This window comes from Ruegeria sp. CDSC081 (assembly GCF_059610485.1).
This window is the reverse complement of record NZ_JBXWNS010000010.1, coordinates 136,028-154,193: the sequence shown is the minus strand read 5'-3', so window position 1 is coordinate 154,193 and position 18,166 is coordinate 136,028. Positions and strand designations below refer to the sequence as shown.

The window sequence follows — 18,166 nt, the reverse complement described above, 5'->3', positions numbered from 1 at the left end:
CGTTGATGTTCCAGGTTAACCTATCCGAAAATCGCCTGAAGAAACTTGAGCAAAAGCGCTTTGCTGACTTGAACCTTCGCGAGCGGGACCATTTGCAGGAATGGCTGGCCAATCAGCCCGACGCCTTGGGTGAGGAGCTGCTGATCATCCAAAAGGAATTCGACGGGTTCGATGAGACGCGCGAACGGCTCGACCTACTGGCGCTCGACAAGGACGGCAACCTTGTAGTGATCGAGAACAAGCTCGATGACAGCGGGCGCGATGTGACATGGCAGGCGCTGAAATACACTGCCTATGTGTCGGGCCTAACCAAGACGCAGATTGTGGACATCTATCAGCAATACCTCGACCGGTACGAAGGCGGCGGCAATGCTGCCGTGCGAATTTGCGAGTTCATGGAAGTGGAGGAGTTGGAAGAGACGGTCCTCAACCCCGGCAACGACCAACGCATGATTTTCATCGCTGCAAATTTCCGGCGCGAGGTAACAGCGACGGTTCTGTGGCTGCTGAGCCGAGGCATCCGCACACAATGCTTCAAGGTTACACCGTACTCCTTTGGCGACGAGTTGATGATCGACATTCAACAGATCATCCCGACGCCTGAAGCTGCGGATTTCATGATTGGGATGTCGACTAAGGAGAACGAAGAAAAGGCGGTTCAGGACACCCAGAAGAAGCGGCACAAGCTACGATTGGATTTCTGGGAAGCCACTTTGGACCAATTGCGGGCTGATGGTGTGAACTTGTTTGGAAACATTAGCCCAACACGGAGCCATTGGTTGAGCGCAGGATCAGGGATGCGATCCTGCCCGTTCCAATTAGTATTCTTGAGGAATGAAGCGCGCGTTCAGTTGAGTCTAGAAAGAGCAAATGCATCTGAAAACAAGTGGGTGTTCGACCAACTCTTTGAGCAGAAAACGGAAATTGAGGCGGGCTTTGGCGCGCCGCTGATTTGGAGGCGCATGGACGAAAAGAAGCAAAGTCTGATCGTCTTCTCTACGCCGTTCGACGGATATAATCGTGATTCATGGCCAGATATGATTATTTGGCTCTCAACGCATATGCAAAAGTTAGAAGCCACATTGAGTGATCGTTTGGCTCAGTTAGTCATTCCATCGGGCATCCAGGAAGAGGAGGCGAACTGATGGCCTTTGCATCGGAAGACGATCTGGAGCAATGGACTCTGAAAGAGCTTCAGGGGATGGGCTTCGCCTATCTCCATGGCTCGGAGTTATCTCCAGAGGCTGACGATCCTGTGCGTGAGAGTTTCCGCGATGTATTGCTGCTTGGTCGTCTTGATGCGGCGTTGCGCAAGCTCAATCCGCATTTGCCGGAAGAGGCGATCCGTACAGCATTGAACAAAGTACGGGATACTGAATTCGCGGGTGATTTGATCTCAGAAAACCGTCGTATTCACGAAGTGATCACGGCGGGTGTGCCGGTGTCTTGGTTTGAGGGCGGTGAGGAGAAAAACGGCATTGCCCGGTTGGTGGACTGGGCGAACGCGGCCAATGATTGGCTGGTGGTGAACCAATTCGAAGTGGTTGGGCAAACTGCACGGCGGCCAGATTTGATCGTTTTCTTGAACGGCATGCCCTTGATCGTGATTGAGCTAAAAGGGACTGAGACTGGGAGCCTAAAGGGCGCATTCAATCAGATTGATACTTACAAGTCTCAGGTTCCGGACCTTTTCAGGACCAACTTGTTCAACGTGATTTCGGAAGGTGTTACCGCTCGGTTTGGTTCACTATCGGCCGACTACGACCGGTTCATGCGCTGGCGTACTGTCAATGGCGAAAAGCTCATCGAAGAAAGTTCAGCGCTCGCCTTACAGACACTGATCCATGGCCTTTTGAATCAGACGGTAGTCCTTGAAATGATGCGTTACTGTGCTGTCTTCGAGGATGAGGGCAAAGGCCCGATCAAAAAAATCGCAGGATATCACCAGTTTCACGCAGTACGAAAGGGCGTGAATGCGGTGCTTGCGGCACGTGGCAACGACGGACGTGGTGGAGTCATGTGGCACACCCAAGGTTCGGGGAAATCTCTGTTGATGACTTTCCTTGGTGGACGCCTGATGCGCCATGCGCGACTGGAGAACCCTACCTTGGTAGTGATCACGGATCGCAATGACCTAGACAACCAACTCTTCGCTACATTTTCGCGCTGTGCAGCGCTATTCGGCGAAATCCCAGTGCAAGCGGAAGATGTCCCTGACCTCCGCAAGAAGCTTGGTGACAGAAAAGTTGGCGGTGTGATCTTCGCCACTATCCAGAAGTTCCGGCCCGAGAAGGGACAAAGTGATTTCGGTCTGCTGACAGATCGTTCGAATGTGATCGTCTTTGCGGATGAGGCTCACCGGTCACAATATGGTTTTGACGCCAAACTAAACCGTGAAACTGGTGAGACAAAATATGGGTTTGCGCATCACTTGCGCACCGCGCTGCCCAATGCCGTCCACGTTGGGTTCACCGGCACGCCAATCTCGCTTGTGGGTGCCGATACACAAGCTGTCTTTGGTGACTACATCGACGTCTACGATATTGCCCAAGCGGTTGCCGACGGCGCAACCGTGCCAATCTACTACGAAGGCCGCGTGGCAAAAATCGAGATGGCCGAAGATGCGGGCGATCTTCTGGATACCGAGTTTCAAGAGATTATCGAAGACGCTGAAACGGATGGCGTGGAGTTCGATGATGATGCAAAGGGGGCCCTGACCTCAAAGTGGACCCAGATCGAGAAGCTGGTTGGTGCCGACAAGCGGCTGGATGCGGTGGTCTCCGATATTCTTGATCATTTCGACGCGCGACTTGAGGCTATGGATGGGGGCAAGGCAATGATTGTTTGCATGTCACGGCGCATCTGCGTCGAGGTATACAAGCTTATCGCGGCGGCCCATCCAGATTGGCATTCAGGCGAAGATGCAACAGGTACAATCAAGGTCGTCATGACGGGCGCAGCGCAAGACCCCCCTGATTTTCAGCCTCATATTCGATCCAAGGCGCGCTTAGAAACTTTGCGAACACGGTATCGAGATCCATCTGATCCCCTAAAAATCGTAATTGTAAGGGATATGTGGCTGACGGGTTTTGATGCGCCATGCATGCATACACTCTACGTCGACAAGCCCATGAAGGGGCATGGGTTGATGCAAGCCATCACACGGATCAATCGTGTGTTCGGTGCTAAACCGTCGGGTTTGGTCGTCGATTACATTGGGCTTGCTGCAGATCTAAAGAAAGCGCTGAAGCACTATTCTGGTGCTGACCAAAAGCAGACCGGGATTGACCAAAGCGAAGCAGTTCATGCCTTGCAAACTCAGCTCGACGTCATGCGCTCCATGTTCCACGGCGTGCATTACATGGATGCGCTGGAAGGCTCTCCATCAAGTCGCATTAGCATGCTTCCGGCTGCAATCGAGCATGCTCTCACTCTGAAGGTGGAAGGCAAAGAACCTAAGGACCGCCAAGAATCAAAAAAACGGTTCATGAACGCGGTGGCAGGCCTTGTTAAGGCCTTTCGAATTGCCTCCGGTACGGAAGAGGCTTCGGCGGTCAAGGATGAGGTCGGATTTTTCGTTGCAGTTCAGGCCGCAATCCGAAAAATGGATGCATCTTCGCGCACAGGGCGTACAGCAGAAGATGCCGAGCTGGCAATTTCGCAACTCTTGAACCGTGCTGTTGCGTCGACCGAGGTCATCGATATTTTGGAGGCCGCTGGCGTCGATAAACCCGACCTCAGTGTTCTGAGTGAAGATTTCTTGATGGGTCTTCAAAACACCGCACATAAGAACTTGGCTGTTGAGGCTTTGAAAAAGCTTCTAAACGGGGAGATCCGTTCGCGTACACGAACAAATCGGACTCAAAATGAGGCTTTCTCACTACGGCTTCGAGATGCTATGGCTCGTTATCACAATCGCAGCATAGACGCGATCCAGGTCATCAAAGAGATGATCGATATGGCAAGGGACCTTCAAAAACAGCCAGAAGACGGCCTTTCCCCGGAAGAAGTAGCGTTCTATGACGCGCTTGCCCAAAACGATAGTGCAGTGCAACTCTTGGGCAACGAAGAATTGCGGGTAATCGCCCAAGAGCTGGTAAATGCGATTCAAAAGACCTCATCCGTAGATTGGTGGCGGAAGCAAAACGTTCGCACCAAAATGCGCGTAGCCATAAAGCGTATTTTGCGCAGGCATGGCTTTCCACCAGACCTCCAATCTGAGGCTGTGAAGAAGGTCGTGAAGCAAGCTGAGGTTTTGGCAAGAGAAATGCTCCGTGCCGCTTAACCCAATTATCCTAGTGCCAACGTTTACCCTATTGAATAACAGTCACCTACAATTCGGAATATCCGGAAGTGAAGACGATTAGATGCAATTTCTTATATATCGAGCACGCACGACACCGTCCCTCAAGGGTCTAAAATATCCTTACGTAAGCCTCTATCAGGATGCGTGGGACGACTTCGGCTGGAGGTGTCGCTTCATCGCTACTTTGCACTCAAAAAAGGGCCAGAGCACTGATCTCGGCGCAGTCCGAATTGCATTGGCCGACGAAGGTTTCAGGGCGACTGATTTACCAAGCATCATAAAAACATTGCCCAATAAAGCTGCGTCACTCGGTGAATCGGTCGCCTATTACCGACGGATCGGCGAACTTCCAAGCCGATTGCGTAAGGCTTATCTGAATGGCCTGCGTGATATTGTAGCTAGGCCTTCCCGCAGAGATCGAATTTCCAACGAGAACCTTTGGGAGAAGTCGTTCATGCGTGAGGCCTCATCGCGGCACGCTTTGAAGCGAGGGGGTGTATACATCGACGCTCCTCACGCGCAAGTCGAACCGCCGGTTTTTACTTTTGAAATGAAACTCAAAGGCGCTACTGGCCCCCATATAGTTGACTGCGATTTTTCGAAGCACGGAGGGTTACCAAACCGCACTATTCTTCTGGTCGGTCGGAACGGCACAGGTAAGACGCAGGCCCTTTCAAGTTTGGCGGCTTCTGTTATGCCACCTCAGGTCTTCACAAAAGAGACTAGAAAAGGGATGCCAAAGGCTGAAATTACCCCTCCCCCAGATATCAGCAGGGTTATCACGATTTCCTACAACGCCTTCGACGAATTTCCGTTGCCGAGTGAACCAGCGCGACGGCCACGCTTGCTTGGCGTTTCGTATCGCTCTCGCGCCTCCTATAAGTACTGTGGACTAAGGAGTGCCGATGGGACGATTACTGCCGACGAGATTGGTCGCATGCTTGGTGAAGCGCTGGAACCCGTTGTAGAAAGTGAGCGGGAAGACATTCTCCAACGCGTGCTGTCTACCTTGCTCAACCCGGAACGCGCTGAAGCACTAAGCTCGAGTGACGAAGAAGTGAGGGACGAAGCGGTGCGTGCGTTGAGCGCAGGCCAGCGTTTAGTAGCTGCAATATTTAGCAATATCATTGGTTTCATCGAGGAGGGCTCATTGCTCCTAATTGATGAGCCAGAAACCAATCTCCACCCAGGATTGCTCACCACAGTTATCGCAGCACTAAACCAGACTCTGGTCGAGTTCGACTCGTACGCTGTCGTGGCCACGCATTCGCCTATTCTGCTTCAGCAGGTTCCAAGCAGGTACGTTAGGGTCTTCACTAGAGATGGAACTGATCGACCGACAATTAAGCCACCGAGCTTTGAGAGCTTTGGAGAAGACTTGGGAGAGCTGACTCGGCGTGTGCTAGGTTTGGCCGATCCCGAGACCGATTTCACTCACGTTCTAGACGAACTTTTCGAACAACATGGCACAGCTCAAGCAGTTGAGGCGCTCTTTTTTCATCAACTGGGCATTCCGGCGAAGATGCACCTTTACGATCTGGAGGAACAGAAAGAAGATCTCGAGGGCGAACGGTGAGGCGTGTTGGCCCTTACGACCCGCAGGCCGTCCCATCGTTCGCAACGTTGGTGGATGAATCAACGCCTGAACGTAAGAAGTTGTTACAGCCGCTAGTACCACAGGTAACAGCCAAAACCACAGCTTACGACGCGATAGCTCCTAACGTACACACGCTGGCCTCAATGAAACTGGGCAAAACCAAACGAAGTGCACTGATAGACGGCTACGACAGTCGCACTGTTGCCATCAAACGTCGGCTAAGCAAGATGATCGCCTCCTTGCCAGAAGCTGACGCTGATCTTTGCCCATTCTGTTCTCTAGACACGAACCCGGAACTTGATCATTTTTTGCCAAAGGCGGAGTTTCCAGAATTTTCACTCCACGCGCGCAATCTCGTTCCGATTTGCACGCCATGCAATCGCAAGAAGCTAAATGCAATTAAGACTAAAGGGACGGGCGCTAGGCTCTTTTTGCACCCAAGCGCCGAGCCTTCAGGGAATGCTCGCGTTTTGGAGGCGGATCTGCATTTTGATGCAGACCAAATGACTATCATTTACCGCATCGATGACACTGGGGTGCTGTCAGATGACGAGCTCGATCTAGTTAAACGGCATTATACACGCTTAGGCCTAGATAGCCGCTTTAGCCGACGTGCGCGTAGCCACATGGCTTCATTCAAAGTCTCGGTACAAGGTCACTCACTTGGAGCAATAGAGAAGACTTTGGCGTCAAAAATCAGTGACGGCGACGTCGGCGAACCAGTCAATGGCTGGAGGCCAGCATTGTATCGGGCTGTTTCCGCAAGAACACCGGAAACCTTATCCTGGCTAATCCAACCCTGAGGACTGCGGACGCAAAACTCTATTTCAATCAGGACAATAAGACGACTAATCGCTATCAATGCCGTGAAAGGTAAGTACGGCAAAGGCTTTGCCGGTGACTTGGTGCAGCGCACTCGGGCGATGCTTTCGGCGCTGGATGCTGCGGTTGTTGTGGAGGATTTACGCTTCCCGCCCGGCAACCAATTGGAAGAACTGAAAGGTGATCGGGCTGGGCAACACTCTGTGCGGATCAACGGGCAATGGCGCATCTGCTTTGTCTGGACGCCGAACGGCACCGCCGATGTTGAGATTTTCGATTACCATTGAGAGGGTACGCTTATGAATTTGGTAGAAGAACCAATCCACCCCGGCGTAGTCCTCAAAGAGCTGTATCTTGATCCCTTGGACATCCGGGCGATCGCCTTTGCGCGACGTCTGGATGTGCCTCGGACGCGCATCGAACGGCTGATCAGGGGCACGACTGGGATCACGCCTGACACCGCGCTGCGCCTCGCCCGCGTCTTCAACAACACTCCGGCTTACTGGATGAACTTGCAGACGAATTACGACATGGCGGTAGCTACCAAGGAGATCGACGTTTCTCACATTGAGCCTATAGCCCACAATTTTAAGACAGGGGCTGCCGTGACAACTAATACGGTGCTCAGTTAGCTGATTTTATTTTTAACTGTTTAAAATCAAATCACTAATTCAGCTAAGTGCCTGCATACGACGACTGAAAAATTCCTGATCTTTTAACACGCTCTAAAGCTTCACGTCTGGCTAAGCTTGACTTAGCGCTTACGAAAGGAACTATCCGAACTTGCGTACAGCTAACAGTGTGAGTCTGCTCAACCTGGTCTACAGTCAAATCGAGACAAAGCTGCTCACCTTTCGACGGTGTTTCTCTCATGCCAAACCCTCTTTTTTCAGGTACTTTGCTCTTTTTCGGCCAAATCTGCAAGGATCTTATCTTCATAATCGCGCTGCGCGTCCAGTGGGATTCTGAAAATTGGTAAAGCGGTAGCAGGGTTCTGAAGCTTCAATCGGCCATTAGCCTTTCGCTCATCTTTGGGGCGAAACAACTTGAGATAACTTGTCGGTGCCACACCGTCGTACTGCCTGAAAATAACCATGTTCTCAGCCTCTGGGTCTTCAGAGATCGCGTCTTCATGCAATGTAGTCGCTAGACTTTTCAGATAAGGTTCGATGTAGACGACTTTGGTGATACCAGCTGCTACAATGTGGCGTGCGCAGTTATGGCAGGGGTATGTGTTTGTATAAAGTGTCGCACCAACAAGAGAGTGCTTCCCTTCACGAGCGACAGATAGGATCGCCTCCATCTCGGCGTGAATTGATCGCGAAAACTCAGTAAGAGAATCGACCGCAGTTCCGACTAGAAGCTGCTCAATGTCATCTCGCGTCTTCCCTCTCTTCAAGACACCTGCACTTGAAATTTTGGAGACGATGTTTTGGATAATATCTACACGCCTTGTCTCATTGTGGCATATTGAGCCACCCCAATTGTAGCAACGCTTGTCACTATCAATGATCTTTCTTTGGGCCCCATCATAAACAGCACGATCATCTTCTGTGTAAAGACCACCACCAAAGCTCGGAACATCATTCCAGCCAACACTAATCAGCTCGCCCCTCGATGACACAATTGCTGCGCCTACTTGTCGGGACATACAAGCCGAGTTGGCGGCTGCTGAATTTGCCTCATACATCGCAGATTCTTCGCGCGTAGGCGTATGCACGGATATATCGAAAACGATATTCAGAAAGCGCTCGATCCTGTTTCGGAGGTCATCTTGCCTGCGGTCATTGCAAACGAAGAAGTCAGACTTAACAAAAAGCTTCCGAGTCTTCTGCCCAAAGGTCGGCAACTCACCCTGATCTCGTGAAATTATTTTATCGATTTCGCCGGGTTGGCCGCCGGCATCCTTCAATCTTTGCTTTCTTAAACTGTCTGGAGCAAAGACGCCAAATACACACAGAGTCTCCCCGTAGATCGCCCGAAGTAGATTCAGCTCTTCAATATTTTTCAAAGAGTCGATGATGTAAGCTCGTCGGCCCGGTAAAGGAACATCTTCAGCATAACCGCCACGATCTTTACGTTCGATCCGAATTTTTTCTACCAGTTTTTCAGTAAGATAGTTATTCCCAAAACGTTCGCGCAACTTGTTCCCAGCATCCTGCATACTAGTTATATAAGCATCAAAAGGTAATGATGGTGGCAATGAAATACCGACTCTGTAAGCTTCGGCCTTGATAATATCGGAAGCCTTCAGAATTGGAGCAACGTCATACTTGAAGGTACTGTCGAGAATGTCCGCAATATACCCTGCGGCACTTGACACCCCTGACCCCACAGGCCCGACTAAGGCGATGATCAACTCTTGCGACAGGCGGTCTGAAATATCAGTAGCAACAGAATTTACGTGGCTTGAAACATCTAGAAGATCAGAAACAGGATTTTGCAAAATGGCACCTTAGATTGAAAGAAATGAATGCTCGACGGTTTAAACACGACCTATCAATTCAACCTAGGGCTTCAATCAAAACTAGGAAAGACCATAACTGACTGAATGGGAACCAAACTTGCTCCATGTTACCTAGAAGCGTTACATTAGAGCCCATGCGACATCCCCCGGTCCATCTCGACCTCCCGCGTCTCTAGCTCTGTCTCAGCCTCTCCTCGGCGGCTTTCACTAATTTCAAGCTGGTCTCGAGTTGCGTGCGCAGCCTCCCGTAGTTCGAGCCCTCGCTCAACAAGCCGTGCAACGCAGCCACGGACGCCGTTTGCGATTGAATGAGCACCGACACGCAGGCGGCCAATCCATCCATCTGGCTCTTCATCCTGTTCGTCGAACGTTCCTCTAACCCGCTCAATTCCTTTGCTGAGACCTCGCAGGCCGTCACCAACCGCTCGACGCAGGCGAGCAAGTCGCGTTCCAAGGCTGTCAGGGGTGTCGTCATCTAATCCTCCTCGATCTTGATGCAGGTCACTGACCTGCCGCCCAGTGTGCAGGTCCTCAGCCGCGTCTTGGTCGGGTCCAGCACCAGCCATATCCCGTCCTCCCTGTCGATCCGCGTCAGGCCCAAATCCGTCAGTTCCGTGCTGGCTAGCATCAGCGTCCAAAGCAAGCTCGCGGCCATCATCGAGGCGATCCCCGCCAAGAACGTCCCCGTGATCAGCCAGGGCGAAATCGTCAGCCAGCTCTTGTTCTGTCGCAGAAAGGTGCGGGTATCGATCTCGATTGTACGCTGCGCGATGGTCGCAATGTTGCTCAAATCGGTCCTGAAGCTCTCCAATTGCGATGCCATCGAGGCGGCGTAGTCCTGCCGAATCGTGTCCAGTTCCGCGTTCAGCTTCTCGCTCAGCCGGGTCGGCTTGCCAGTCTTCATAGAAAATTTCTCCTTTCAATCGCCAGCGCTCGCCGGTGTCGGGGTCTTGGGCGGTTAGGTAGGCTTTGCTCGCGCGCGGGATGTCGAAGCCAGCGTCGGTAAGTGCGTCGAGCATGCTGGCGCGGTCGGTGATCAGGCCGACGCTGATCTGGTCTTGCAGCCACGCATGCAGCTCGTCGCGGCCTTGGGCGCGTGTCGGGGTCTCGATGGTGTCGCGCACCTCCTGGGTGCGCTCCAGCTCCATCGGATCGGCCCAGCCGTGGCGCTGATTCATCACGTCGCGCAGACTGTCGAAGGCGTTCTGATAGCCGGGCGGCGCGATGTTCAGGCTCCGCCCCGAGGTCAGCTCCAAGCGCGGTGTGCAGAAATGAAGCTCGACGCGGTCTTCGTGGGTATGTCGGACCCAAAGCACCTCATATTGCGTCGGGTCCAGCCCCGCGAAGGCCAGCCGCTCAAAACCGTCCATGACCTCGGCCTGCTGTTCCTCGGTTGGGGCGTCGGCGGTGGCAAAACTGATCACGCCCGCGCGGTAGGTCCACTGGTGGCGGCTGGCGTCGATCAGGGCCTCGGTGCGGTCGGAATTGCCGCGCAGGACCTCAGGCAAAGGCTCCCGCGTGACGGTCATCGGCTGGCCGTCTGCATCGCGGATCAAGTCGCGGTTGTCGTCGTAGGCCAGCACCTTGTCTGCGACGAGGTAGCCAACTGGCCCCGCGCCCGCGCCTTTGCCGTTGCGGAATAACTTGATCAGCATCGGCGGGACGCCGCGATGATCTGGGCAAGCTGGCGCTCGATGGTCAGCAAGCGGCGGGCAACGGTGAGCGCGTCGAGGTCGGTGCGCCGCGCCAGCATCGCACGGTTCAGCCAGCGGGCAATCTGGTTGAGGTTGCCGCCAATGCGCCCAACGGCCAACACCAGCGCCGGATCAACGCGGGGGATGGGCTTGCGGCGACGGGCCTCGGTCAGGCCAAGCGCCTCGCGCAGCAGGGTCGCGGAAGGCAAGCCAGCGGCCTCGGCCTTTGCGCGAAACTGGGCCTTCTCTGCCGCAGTGCACCGAAAGACGAAAGTCTCGGTCAGCGGGCCTTTGGTGCGGGCTTTTCCCGCACCGGTGGGGTTCGAAGGGGAGGCTTGCCGCCCCTCGCAAGGTCCCGTGTCAGCAGCGCCAGCGTATGACATGGGTCGCCTTGCTGTTTGCTCTTCGGTGGGATCGGTAGCGGTCATGATCTGAGGCCTGCGGCTTGGATTTGGGCTTCGGAAACCATCTTCGACGCAAGCAAAGCCGTCACTTGAGTGCCAGTGATATGCTTGCACATCGGGCTGCGATCACTGACCCAACAGGCCAGCCGCGCATGGTGATCGGCTTGCAATGCTGTCGTCTTTTCGCGGTCTTCTGCCTGCTTCTCAACATAGGTCCGCCAGCGCCGCGACTGGAACCAGTTATCGGAAAAGCAGACCTTGGAGCGGGTGAAACCTGCGCTCTCGGTGGCGTAGGCTTGGACCGCCTGCAACAAGTCCGCCGGTGCAATCCCTTCCTTCATGGCCTCTTCGATCTTGGCTAAGCAGGCCGCTCTGCCGCGTAGCCGGTCAGGCGGATAGGCATCCAAAATCTTCTCAACATCTTCATCCTCCGCCGCCTCGCGCTTGCGCGTAGGTGGTTTATGGATGGTTTCAGGATGGTTTGGGGGCCGTGGTGGCCCCGGTACCCCGGCCACAGTGGCCCCCGTACCGGGGCCAGACTGGACGGGGGCCACTGTGGACCCCGTCTCAATCTCGGGTTCTGCGGTCGGTTCCAGCGCATCAACCTTGGCTAGATCGATCCGGTAGACGACGGTGAAACCGTTCTTGCAGGTCCGCGCGCCGGTCTCGACGAGGATGCCTTCCTTCAAGAACGCGCGCACGGCTCGCTTGACTGTGGTCTCTCCCAGCTCGGTGTGCCGCTGAATCGTTCCCTTGGAACACCAGATGCCAGACCCATCATCGCTCGCCTTGTCCGCCAGAAACATGATGATCTGCTTGCGCGTTGCGCTGCCAAACTTCCGTTCCGCGCATGTGTTCGCAACCCGCCAGCTCATTGGATGGCCCCAAATGGCGCAAAGACGCGCGGATTTTGTACAGGTTTTGTACGAGATTTCCGCCGTTTCAGCAGAATTCGGCCCGAAAACTCACGGGACTTTCTGCAAGCTCCTGCACAAAGCCCTGTAAATAAGCCATATTTTAAAGGTGTTTTTGGTGACCCCGATTGGATTCGAACCAATAACCTGCCCCTTAGGAGGGGGCTGCTCTATCCAGTTGAGCCACGGGGCCGCGCAAAACTCTCTGTAGCGTGGTTTTTTCGGGTTGTCATCGGCTTTGAAGGGCAGTTGTAAAATGCGTCCTGTTCACGCTACCATCGGACAAAACAACAACGCAGGTGCACCCCGTGACCACAGAAAACAAACGCCCGCTCACCCTTCGTGATGTTTCTGAAGCGTCCGGAGTGTCTGAGATGACGGTCAGCCGGGTTCTGCGCAATCGGGGTGACGTGTCGGATGCGACCCGCACACGCGTTCTGGCCGCAGCAAAAGAGCTGGGATACGTGCCGAACAAAATCGCTGGTGCGCTTGCCTCAAGCCGGGTGAACCTTGTGGCGGTGATCATCCCGTCGCTGTCGAACATGGTGTTCCCCGAGGTGCTGACCGGGATCAATCAGATTCTTGAGGATACCGAGCTACAGCCAGTGGTCGGCGTCACCGATTATTTGCCCGAAAAAGAGGAAAAAGTCCTGTACGAGATGCTCTCGTGGCGGCCTTCGGGCGTGATCATCGCCGGATTGGAACATACCGATGCCGCACGCGCCATGCTGGATTCGGCGGGGATTCCGGTGGTCGAGATCATGGACACCGATGGTAAGCCGGTGGACGCGATGGTCGGGATTTCCCATCGCCGCGCTGGACGTGAGATGGCACAGGCGATCCTGAAAGCGGGCTATGAACATATCGGCTTTATGGGCACCAAAATGCCCCTGGATCACCGCGCTCGGAAACGGTTCGAAGGCTTTACCGAAGTGCTGGGCAAGCATGGGATCGAGATCGAAGACCGCGAGTTTTATTCCGGGGGCTCGGCCTTGGCCAAAGGCCGCGAGATGACTCAAGCCATGTTGGAACGCTCACCGGATCTGGATTTCCTGTATTATTCCAACGACATGATTGGTGCTGGTGGATTGCTGTATCTGTTGGACCAGGGGATAGACATTCCAGGCCAGATCGGTTTGGCAGGGTTCAACAATGTCGAACTGTTACAGGGCCTGCCGCGCAAGCTGGCCACAATGGATGCATGTCGACACGAGATTGGGCGCAAGGCAGCCGAGATAATCGCCGTTCAGCTTTCCGATCCCACTTCCGAGGTCGAAAACCGCATAACTCTGACCCCCAAGATCAGTTATGGTGATACGCTGAAACGCCGCTGACCCATGGCGATGCAAAGGCTGAACAATCGGGCGGCCCGCGCCCTGTTCATGGACCGGCACGCGCTGGCAGAACAGCCGTCCGGGGCTGCGAAAGGGCCTGACCTGCTTGAATTGATCAGGCGTCTGGGATTTGTTCAGCTGGACAGTATCAACACGGTCGCCCGCGCCCATGACATGATCCTGTTTTCGCGCAGGCCCGCCTATCGCGCCAAAAACCTCAAACATGTCTACGAACGTGACCGTGGGCTGTTCGAACACTGGACCCATGACGCAGCCGTTATTCCGATGGAGTTCTACCCCCATTGGCATCTACGGTTTCAGCGCGACGCTGACCTGCTGAAATCGCGCTGGAAAAACTGGCGTCGCGATGGGTTTGAGCAGCAATTTGAAACCGTATTGCAGCATATACGCGATCATGGGCCAGTTTCCTCGTCGGATGTGGGAAAAGACGAAAAGAAAGGCTCCGGCGGATGGTGGGATTGGCACCCGTCGAAAACCGCGCTGGAGTTCCTGTGGCGCTCAGGCGCGCTGACCGTGATCGGCAGGCAGGGGTTTCAGAAACGCTATGACCTGACCGAACGGGTGATTGAAACGCATCTTTGCCCCGGCAACATGCCCTGTGACGCCGAACAGACCGTGGATTGGCTGTGCAATGCAGCGCTTGACCGGCTGGGGTTTGCGACCTCGGGCGAATTGGCGGCATTCTGGGATACGGTCAGCGCGGCTGAGGCCCGAGATTGGTGCAAAACAGCCCTCGCCGAGGGCCATGTCGAAGAGATCGAGATCGAATGTGCCAATGGCCAGGCCAGAAAGCTGTTCGCACGTCCAGGAATCGCGGAACAGGCCGCGCAGATCGCCCCTGCGCCGGGTCGGATCAGAGTGCTCAGCCCGTTTGACCCGATGCTGCGGGACCGTGACCGCGCGCAACGGCTGTTTGGGTTTCACTACCGGATCGAGGTGTTTGTCCCCGCCCCGAAACGCACCTATGGCTATTATGTTTTCCCGCTTCTCGAAGGCGACCGGCTGATTGGCCGGATCGACATGAAGGCCCATCGCGATCAGTCGGTGCTGCGGGTCAGCGCCCTATGGCCAGAACGTGCAGTACGGTGGTCAGATGCCCGCACGCGCCGCCTACAGGCCGAACTGGACCGGGTTCGTCGCTTTGCCGGGTTGGATGACATAGAATTTGCCGAGATTTGGCAAAAAGACCCTATTTAGGATCTGATATACTCAATTTGACCGGCTGCAACCCGTCAATCTCACCCTCGAGTGAATCTCCGGGCTGAACCGGCCCTACACCAGCCGGCGTTCCGGTCAGGATCAAGTCCCCTGGTCGCAGATGATAATAGCCGGACAAGTGACTTATGATCTCGTCAATCGACCAGATCAGCTCATCCAAGGTTGCGTCCTGCCGGGTTTCGCCATTAACGCGCAAAATGATGCGTTTTTGCGGGTCGGGTTGCCAATCGCTCACGCGGGTCAGAGGGGCAAATACGGCTGCATTCTCGAAATCTTTTCCAAGATCCCAAGGGCGCTGTTTGTTGCGCTCTCGAATTTGCAGATCACGTCGGGTCATGTCCAGGGCGCAGCCAAAGCCAAACACCGCTTCCTGCACCTGAGAAGTATCAGCTTGAAAAACCGGCTTTCCGATTGCAACAGCCAGCTCCATCTCATGGTGGAAATTTTCGGTCCCCGGAGGGTAAGCCGTCGTCACCCCAGACAGGACCGCGTTTGCAGCGGCCTTGGTGAAATAGAAAGGGGCCTCACGGTCGACCTCATGTCCCATTTCAGCCGCATGTGCGGCATAGTTCCTGCCCACACAAAAGATTCGCCCAACCGGGTATGTGTCGTCCTCGCCGGTAACCGGCAAAGCGATCGGATCAGGAATAGAGAACAGGCTACCCATCATCATGCCGCCATAAAACAGGTTAGTTAAAGTGGATATTAAAGGGCATAAACCAGAGCAAGTCGCAATCCTTGGAAACCCGCACGCCGGTTTTTGCCGACAATTCGGGGATAATTCGGCACAGGCTTGCCCAAATCGAACCGGTAAGCCTGCGCGTGTTTCAAAATTCGCAGACATGGCTACTTATGGCGCTGGGCTTACTTTCAACATGCGGCTGAAAACACGGCGACAGCTCATTCAGTTTTTAGCCGTTAAACCTTGGAAAACCGCTGTATCGCGCTAGCTTGTTGCTAACAGAAAGCGTTCAGCACTGAGACGTCACCACTCACAAAGGCGGCGGACCACCAATCCTCCGCCTTCTTGCGAAGACACCCGCGTGGACGGCAGAAATCGCTGAAATCCGGGTGCGAGTATTCAGAGGACCACGGCCAAACACCCATCCCCCTGGGTAAGTTTGCGTCTGAGAAAACCCGATTTTCGGGGTCTGATGTTCTCTGAAACGTTGCCGGATCGTTTGAACACCCCTCGTATCCGGCTGTAGGCCAGGCACATGGTCCACTCGGGCCTGGCCACTCCGCCAGAGAGGTCACAAAGGCCATCTGGCGGGGCCCACACACTGTTAGTCCCGAGAATCTGATTGTAATTTCAACTGGTGCAGATCGTTGAGAAGATCCAGCAACGCCTCATGCCGCTCTGGTCCCAGCGTGTTGCGGATTTCTTCAGCCAAAAGCAACGTATAGTCGATGTTATCCCGGATAATTCCTGCCCCTTTGACCGTGATCTCAACAATCTGCCTGCGCTTGTCGACCGGATGGCTTTTCCGCACGACAAGGCCCTTGGCCTCAAGCTTTTGCAGAATGCGGGTCAGGCTGGGCAAAAGCAGACAGGCACGGTCAGCAATATGCGTGGGCTCTTGAGGGCCTTCCTCTTCCAGCACCCGCAGAACTCGCCATTGCTGTTCGGTTACGCCCGCTTCGACAAGCATTCTACGGATAGGCCCCATAACCCGTTCCCTCGCGCGCAGCAGCGCAATAGGCAAAGACCGGGACGTCAATGGAATTTCATGAGCCATGTTAAATTCTGGCCGAATTCGGTTCATTCTTCAACTGACCTTTCCGTGTTTGGAATTCCAGGCATTTATCGCTTATTAGAGCCTAAATTATTCCATTTCTCTCTGCGGAAACATGTTCAGAAAAATCTCAGACCACTGGATTCCTGCAAAGGGCGTTGACGTTTCAACCCGGATATTCATCACTGGCACAGGATCGAAAGCGGTGTTCAGAGAAGATTGGAAGATAAAATGAACTGGGATGAATTCTCGGATTGGGGCGCCAAGATTGCTGAGTGGGCACAGGATTACCATCTGACTGTCGGCGACAATCCGGTTCGGGCCAGAACGGAACCCGGTGATATTCTTAACGCCTTACCCGCGCGCCCTCCCGAGCGCTCCCAGGCGATGGAGGAAATCTTTCACGATTTCGAACAGATCGTGATGCCTGGGATTACCCATTGGCAACATCCTCGCTTTTTTGCCTATTTTAATGCAAACGCCTCGGCCCCGTCGGTTCTGGCCGAGTTTCTAACCAGCGCCATCGCTCCGCAATGCATGTTGTGGCAGACATCCCCCGCCGCGACCGAGATGGAGACGCGGATGATGGATTGGTTGCGGCAGGCCCTGGATCTGCCCACGGGCTTTGCAGGTGTCATTCAGGATTCCGCCTCGTCCGCGACCCTGGCCGCTGTGCTGACCATGCGGGAAAAGGCGCTGAATTGGCAGGGCAACCAACAAGGGTTGTTCGGACAGAAACCGCTGCGCGTATATTGCTCGGCCGAGGTCCATACCTCGGTTGATCGTGCCATATGGGTTGCGGGGATCGGGCAGGAAAATCTGGTGCGGGTGCCCATACAAGGCGACTGGCGCGGGATGGACCCACAGGCGCTGGAAACAGCAATCCAAGCCGATTTAGACTCTGGTTATCAACCAACCGGCGTGATCCTCTGCGTCGGCGGCACCGGAACCGGCGCGGCCGATCCAGTAGAGGAATGTCTGAAGATTGCGCAAAAATACGGGCTATATTCGCATGTCGATGCAGCTTGGGCTGGCTCGGCCATGATATGCCCCGAATACCGCCATTACTGGGAGGGAGTCGAGCAAGCCGACAGCATCGTGTTCAACCCGCATAAATGGCTGGGTGTTCAGTTCGATTGCTGCGCCCATTTTCTGAAGGACCCCGATGATCTGGTACGGACACTCGCGATCAGCCCGGAATTCCTGAAGACCCACGGCAAGGACGGGATCATAAATTATTCTGAATGGTCGGTACCGCTGGGCCGCAGGTTCCGAGCCCTGAAACTGTGGTTCGTCATCCGCGCCTATGGTCTGGAAGGGCTACGTGAAAGGTTGCGCAATCATATAACATGGTCAGTGGCTCTGCATGACCGGCTGAAGGCGGAATCCGATTTCGAAATCACCACCAACCCTATGTGGTCATTGTGGACATTCCGCTATGCCCCCCTTGGGTCAACCGATCTGGACGATCTGAACCTACGGCTGGTTAATGCGATCAATGATGATGGCCGCATTTACTTGACTCAAACCCGCGTTGATGGCGACTTGGTGATCCGCTTTCAGGCCGGTCAGTTTGAGACCACGCAGGCAGACGTCCAAATGGCATTTGACGTGATCACTGAAATCGCCCGCTCGCTAAACTAGAGGTTCCAC

General features: G+C 54.5%; 15 protein-coding genes and 1 tRNA gene. 9 read left to right on the top strand and 7 right to left on the bottom strand.

Going from position 1 to position 18,166, the window contains the following annotated elements:
* The first annotated feature begins 5 nt into the window (after positions 1 to 5).
* From AC2FH9_RS17560 to AC2FH9_RS17535, 6 genes are all read left to right on the top strand, one after another.
* Positions 6 to 1,145, top strand: coding sequence for a DUF4268 domain-containing protein (locus tag AC2FH9_RS17560; protein ID WP_496872395.1), 1,140 nt, complete (start codon positions 6 to 8; stop codon positions 1,143 to 1,145).
* Positions 1,145 to 4,285 carry a type I restriction endonuclease subunit R gene (locus AC2FH9_RS17555; RefSeq protein ID WP_496872393.1) on the top strand — a complete coding sequence of 1,047 codons (3,141 nt, stop codon included), beginning with the start codon at positions 1,145 to 1,147 and terminating at the stop codon, positions 4,283 to 4,285. Before AC2FH9_RS17560 ends, AC2FH9_RS17555 begins: the two co-directional genes overlap by 1 nt.
* A gap of 82 nt (positions 4,286 to 4,367) precedes the next feature.
* Positions 4,368 to 5,882 carry an AAA family ATPase gene (locus tag AC2FH9_RS17550; protein WP_496872391.1) on the top strand — a complete coding sequence of 505 codons (1,515 nt, stop codon included), beginning with the start codon at positions 4,368 to 4,370 and terminating at the stop codon, positions 5,880 to 5,882.
* A gap of 50 nt (positions 5,883 to 5,932) precedes the next feature.
* Complete coding sequence (locus AC2FH9_RS17545; RefSeq protein WP_496872389.1) at positions 5,933 to 6,706, top strand: HNH endonuclease; 774 nt, start codon at positions 5,933 to 5,935, stop codon at positions 6,704 to 6,706.
* Between the two features lie 63 nt (positions 6,707 to 6,769).
* Positions 6,770 to 7,012: a type II toxin-antitoxin system RelE/ParE family toxin gene (locus AC2FH9_RS17540; RefSeq protein ID WP_496872388.1), complete on the top strand. Its 243-nt coding sequence runs from the start codon at positions 6,770 to 6,772 to the stop codon at positions 7,010 to 7,012.
* A 12-nt stretch (positions 7,013 to 7,024) separates the two neighbouring features.
* Positions 7,025 to 7,357 carry a HigA family addiction module antitoxin gene (locus tag AC2FH9_RS17535; RefSeq protein WP_496872386.1) on the top strand — a complete coding sequence of 111 codons (333 nt, stop codon included), beginning with the start codon at positions 7,025 to 7,027 and terminating at the stop codon, positions 7,355 to 7,357.
* Between the two features lie 257 nt (positions 7,358 to 7,614).
* Here AC2FH9_RS17535 and AC2FH9_RS17530 read toward each other — a convergent pair whose 3' ends face one another.
* From AC2FH9_RS17530 to AC2FH9_RS17510, 5 genes are all read right to left on the bottom strand, one after another.
* Positions 7,615 to 9,171 carry an anti-phage dCTP deaminase gene (locus AC2FH9_RS17530; RefSeq protein WP_496872385.1) on the bottom strand — a complete coding sequence of 519 codons (1,557 nt, stop codon included), beginning with the start codon at positions 9,169 to 9,171 and terminating at the stop codon, positions 7,615 to 7,617.
* Between the two features lie 146 nt (positions 9,172 to 9,317).
* The gene (locus tag AC2FH9_RS17525; RefSeq protein WP_496872383.1) at positions 9,318 to 10,847 is read right to left on the bottom strand and encodes a relaxase family protein; all 1,530 of its coding nucleotides are present in this window, start codon (positions 10,845 to 10,847) and stop codon (positions 9,318 to 9,320) included.
* On the bottom strand, positions 10,841 to 11,314 hold the full coding sequence (locus AC2FH9_RS17520; protein ID WP_496872381.1) for a plasmid mobilization protein: 474 nt from the start codon (positions 11,312 to 11,314) through the stop codon (positions 10,841 to 10,843). The genes AC2FH9_RS17525 and AC2FH9_RS17520 overlap by 7 nt, the downstream gene beginning before the upstream one ends.
* Positions 11,311 to 12,165, bottom strand: coding sequence for a hypothetical protein (locus tag AC2FH9_RS17515; RefSeq protein ID WP_496872380.1), 855 nt, complete (start codon positions 12,163 to 12,165; stop codon positions 11,311 to 11,313). Before AC2FH9_RS17515 ends, AC2FH9_RS17520 begins: the two co-directional genes overlap by 4 nt.
* Positions 12,166 to 12,320: 155 nt before the next feature.
* A tRNA-Arg gene (locus AC2FH9_RS17510) sits at positions 12,321 to 12,397 on the bottom strand.
* Positions 12,398 to 12,512: 115 nt separating this feature from the next.
* On the opposite strand from AC2FH9_RS17510, the gene AC2FH9_RS17505 reads away from it, so the two are divergent.
* Together AC2FH9_RS17505 and AC2FH9_RS17500 are read left to right on the top strand one after the other, a co-directional pair.
* Complete coding sequence (locus tag AC2FH9_RS17505) at positions 12,513 to 13,538, top strand: LacI family DNA-binding transcriptional regulator (protein WP_142637565.1); 1,026 nt, start codon at positions 12,513 to 12,515, stop codon at positions 13,536 to 13,538.
* A gap of 3 nt (positions 13,539 to 13,541) precedes the next feature.
* Positions 13,542 to 14,756: a winged helix-turn-helix domain-containing protein gene (locus AC2FH9_RS17500; RefSeq protein ID WP_496872378.1), complete on the top strand. Its 1,215-nt coding sequence runs from the start codon at positions 13,542 to 13,544 to the stop codon at positions 14,754 to 14,756.
* Here the strand turns inward: AC2FH9_RS17500 and AC2FH9_RS17495 are convergent.
* Positions 14,749 to 15,447, bottom strand: a complete 699-nt coding sequence (locus tag AC2FH9_RS17495; RefSeq protein ID WP_496693083.1) for a fumarylacetoacetate hydrolase family protein — start codon at positions 15,445 to 15,447, stop codon at positions 14,749 to 14,751. The two genes, AC2FH9_RS17500 and AC2FH9_RS17495, sit on opposite strands and share 8 nt — an antisense overlap.
* 616 nt (positions 15,448 to 16,063) lie before the next feature.
* Positions 16,064 to 16,516: a homoprotocatechuate degradation operon regulator HpaR gene (hpaR, locus tag AC2FH9_RS17490; RefSeq protein ID WP_142637561.1), complete on the bottom strand. Its 453-nt coding sequence runs from the start codon at positions 16,514 to 16,516 to the stop codon at positions 16,064 to 16,066.
* 228 nt (positions 16,517 to 16,744) lie between these two features.
* Between hpaR and AC2FH9_RS17485 the strand changes: the two genes are divergently transcribed.
* The gene (locus AC2FH9_RS17485; RefSeq protein ID WP_496693084.1) at positions 16,745 to 18,157 is read left to right on the top strand and encodes a pyridoxal phosphate-dependent decarboxylase family protein; all 1,413 of its coding nucleotides are present in this window, start codon (positions 16,745 to 16,747) and stop codon (positions 18,155 to 18,157) included.
* The last annotated feature ends 9 nt before the right edge of the window (positions 18,158 to 18,166 follow it).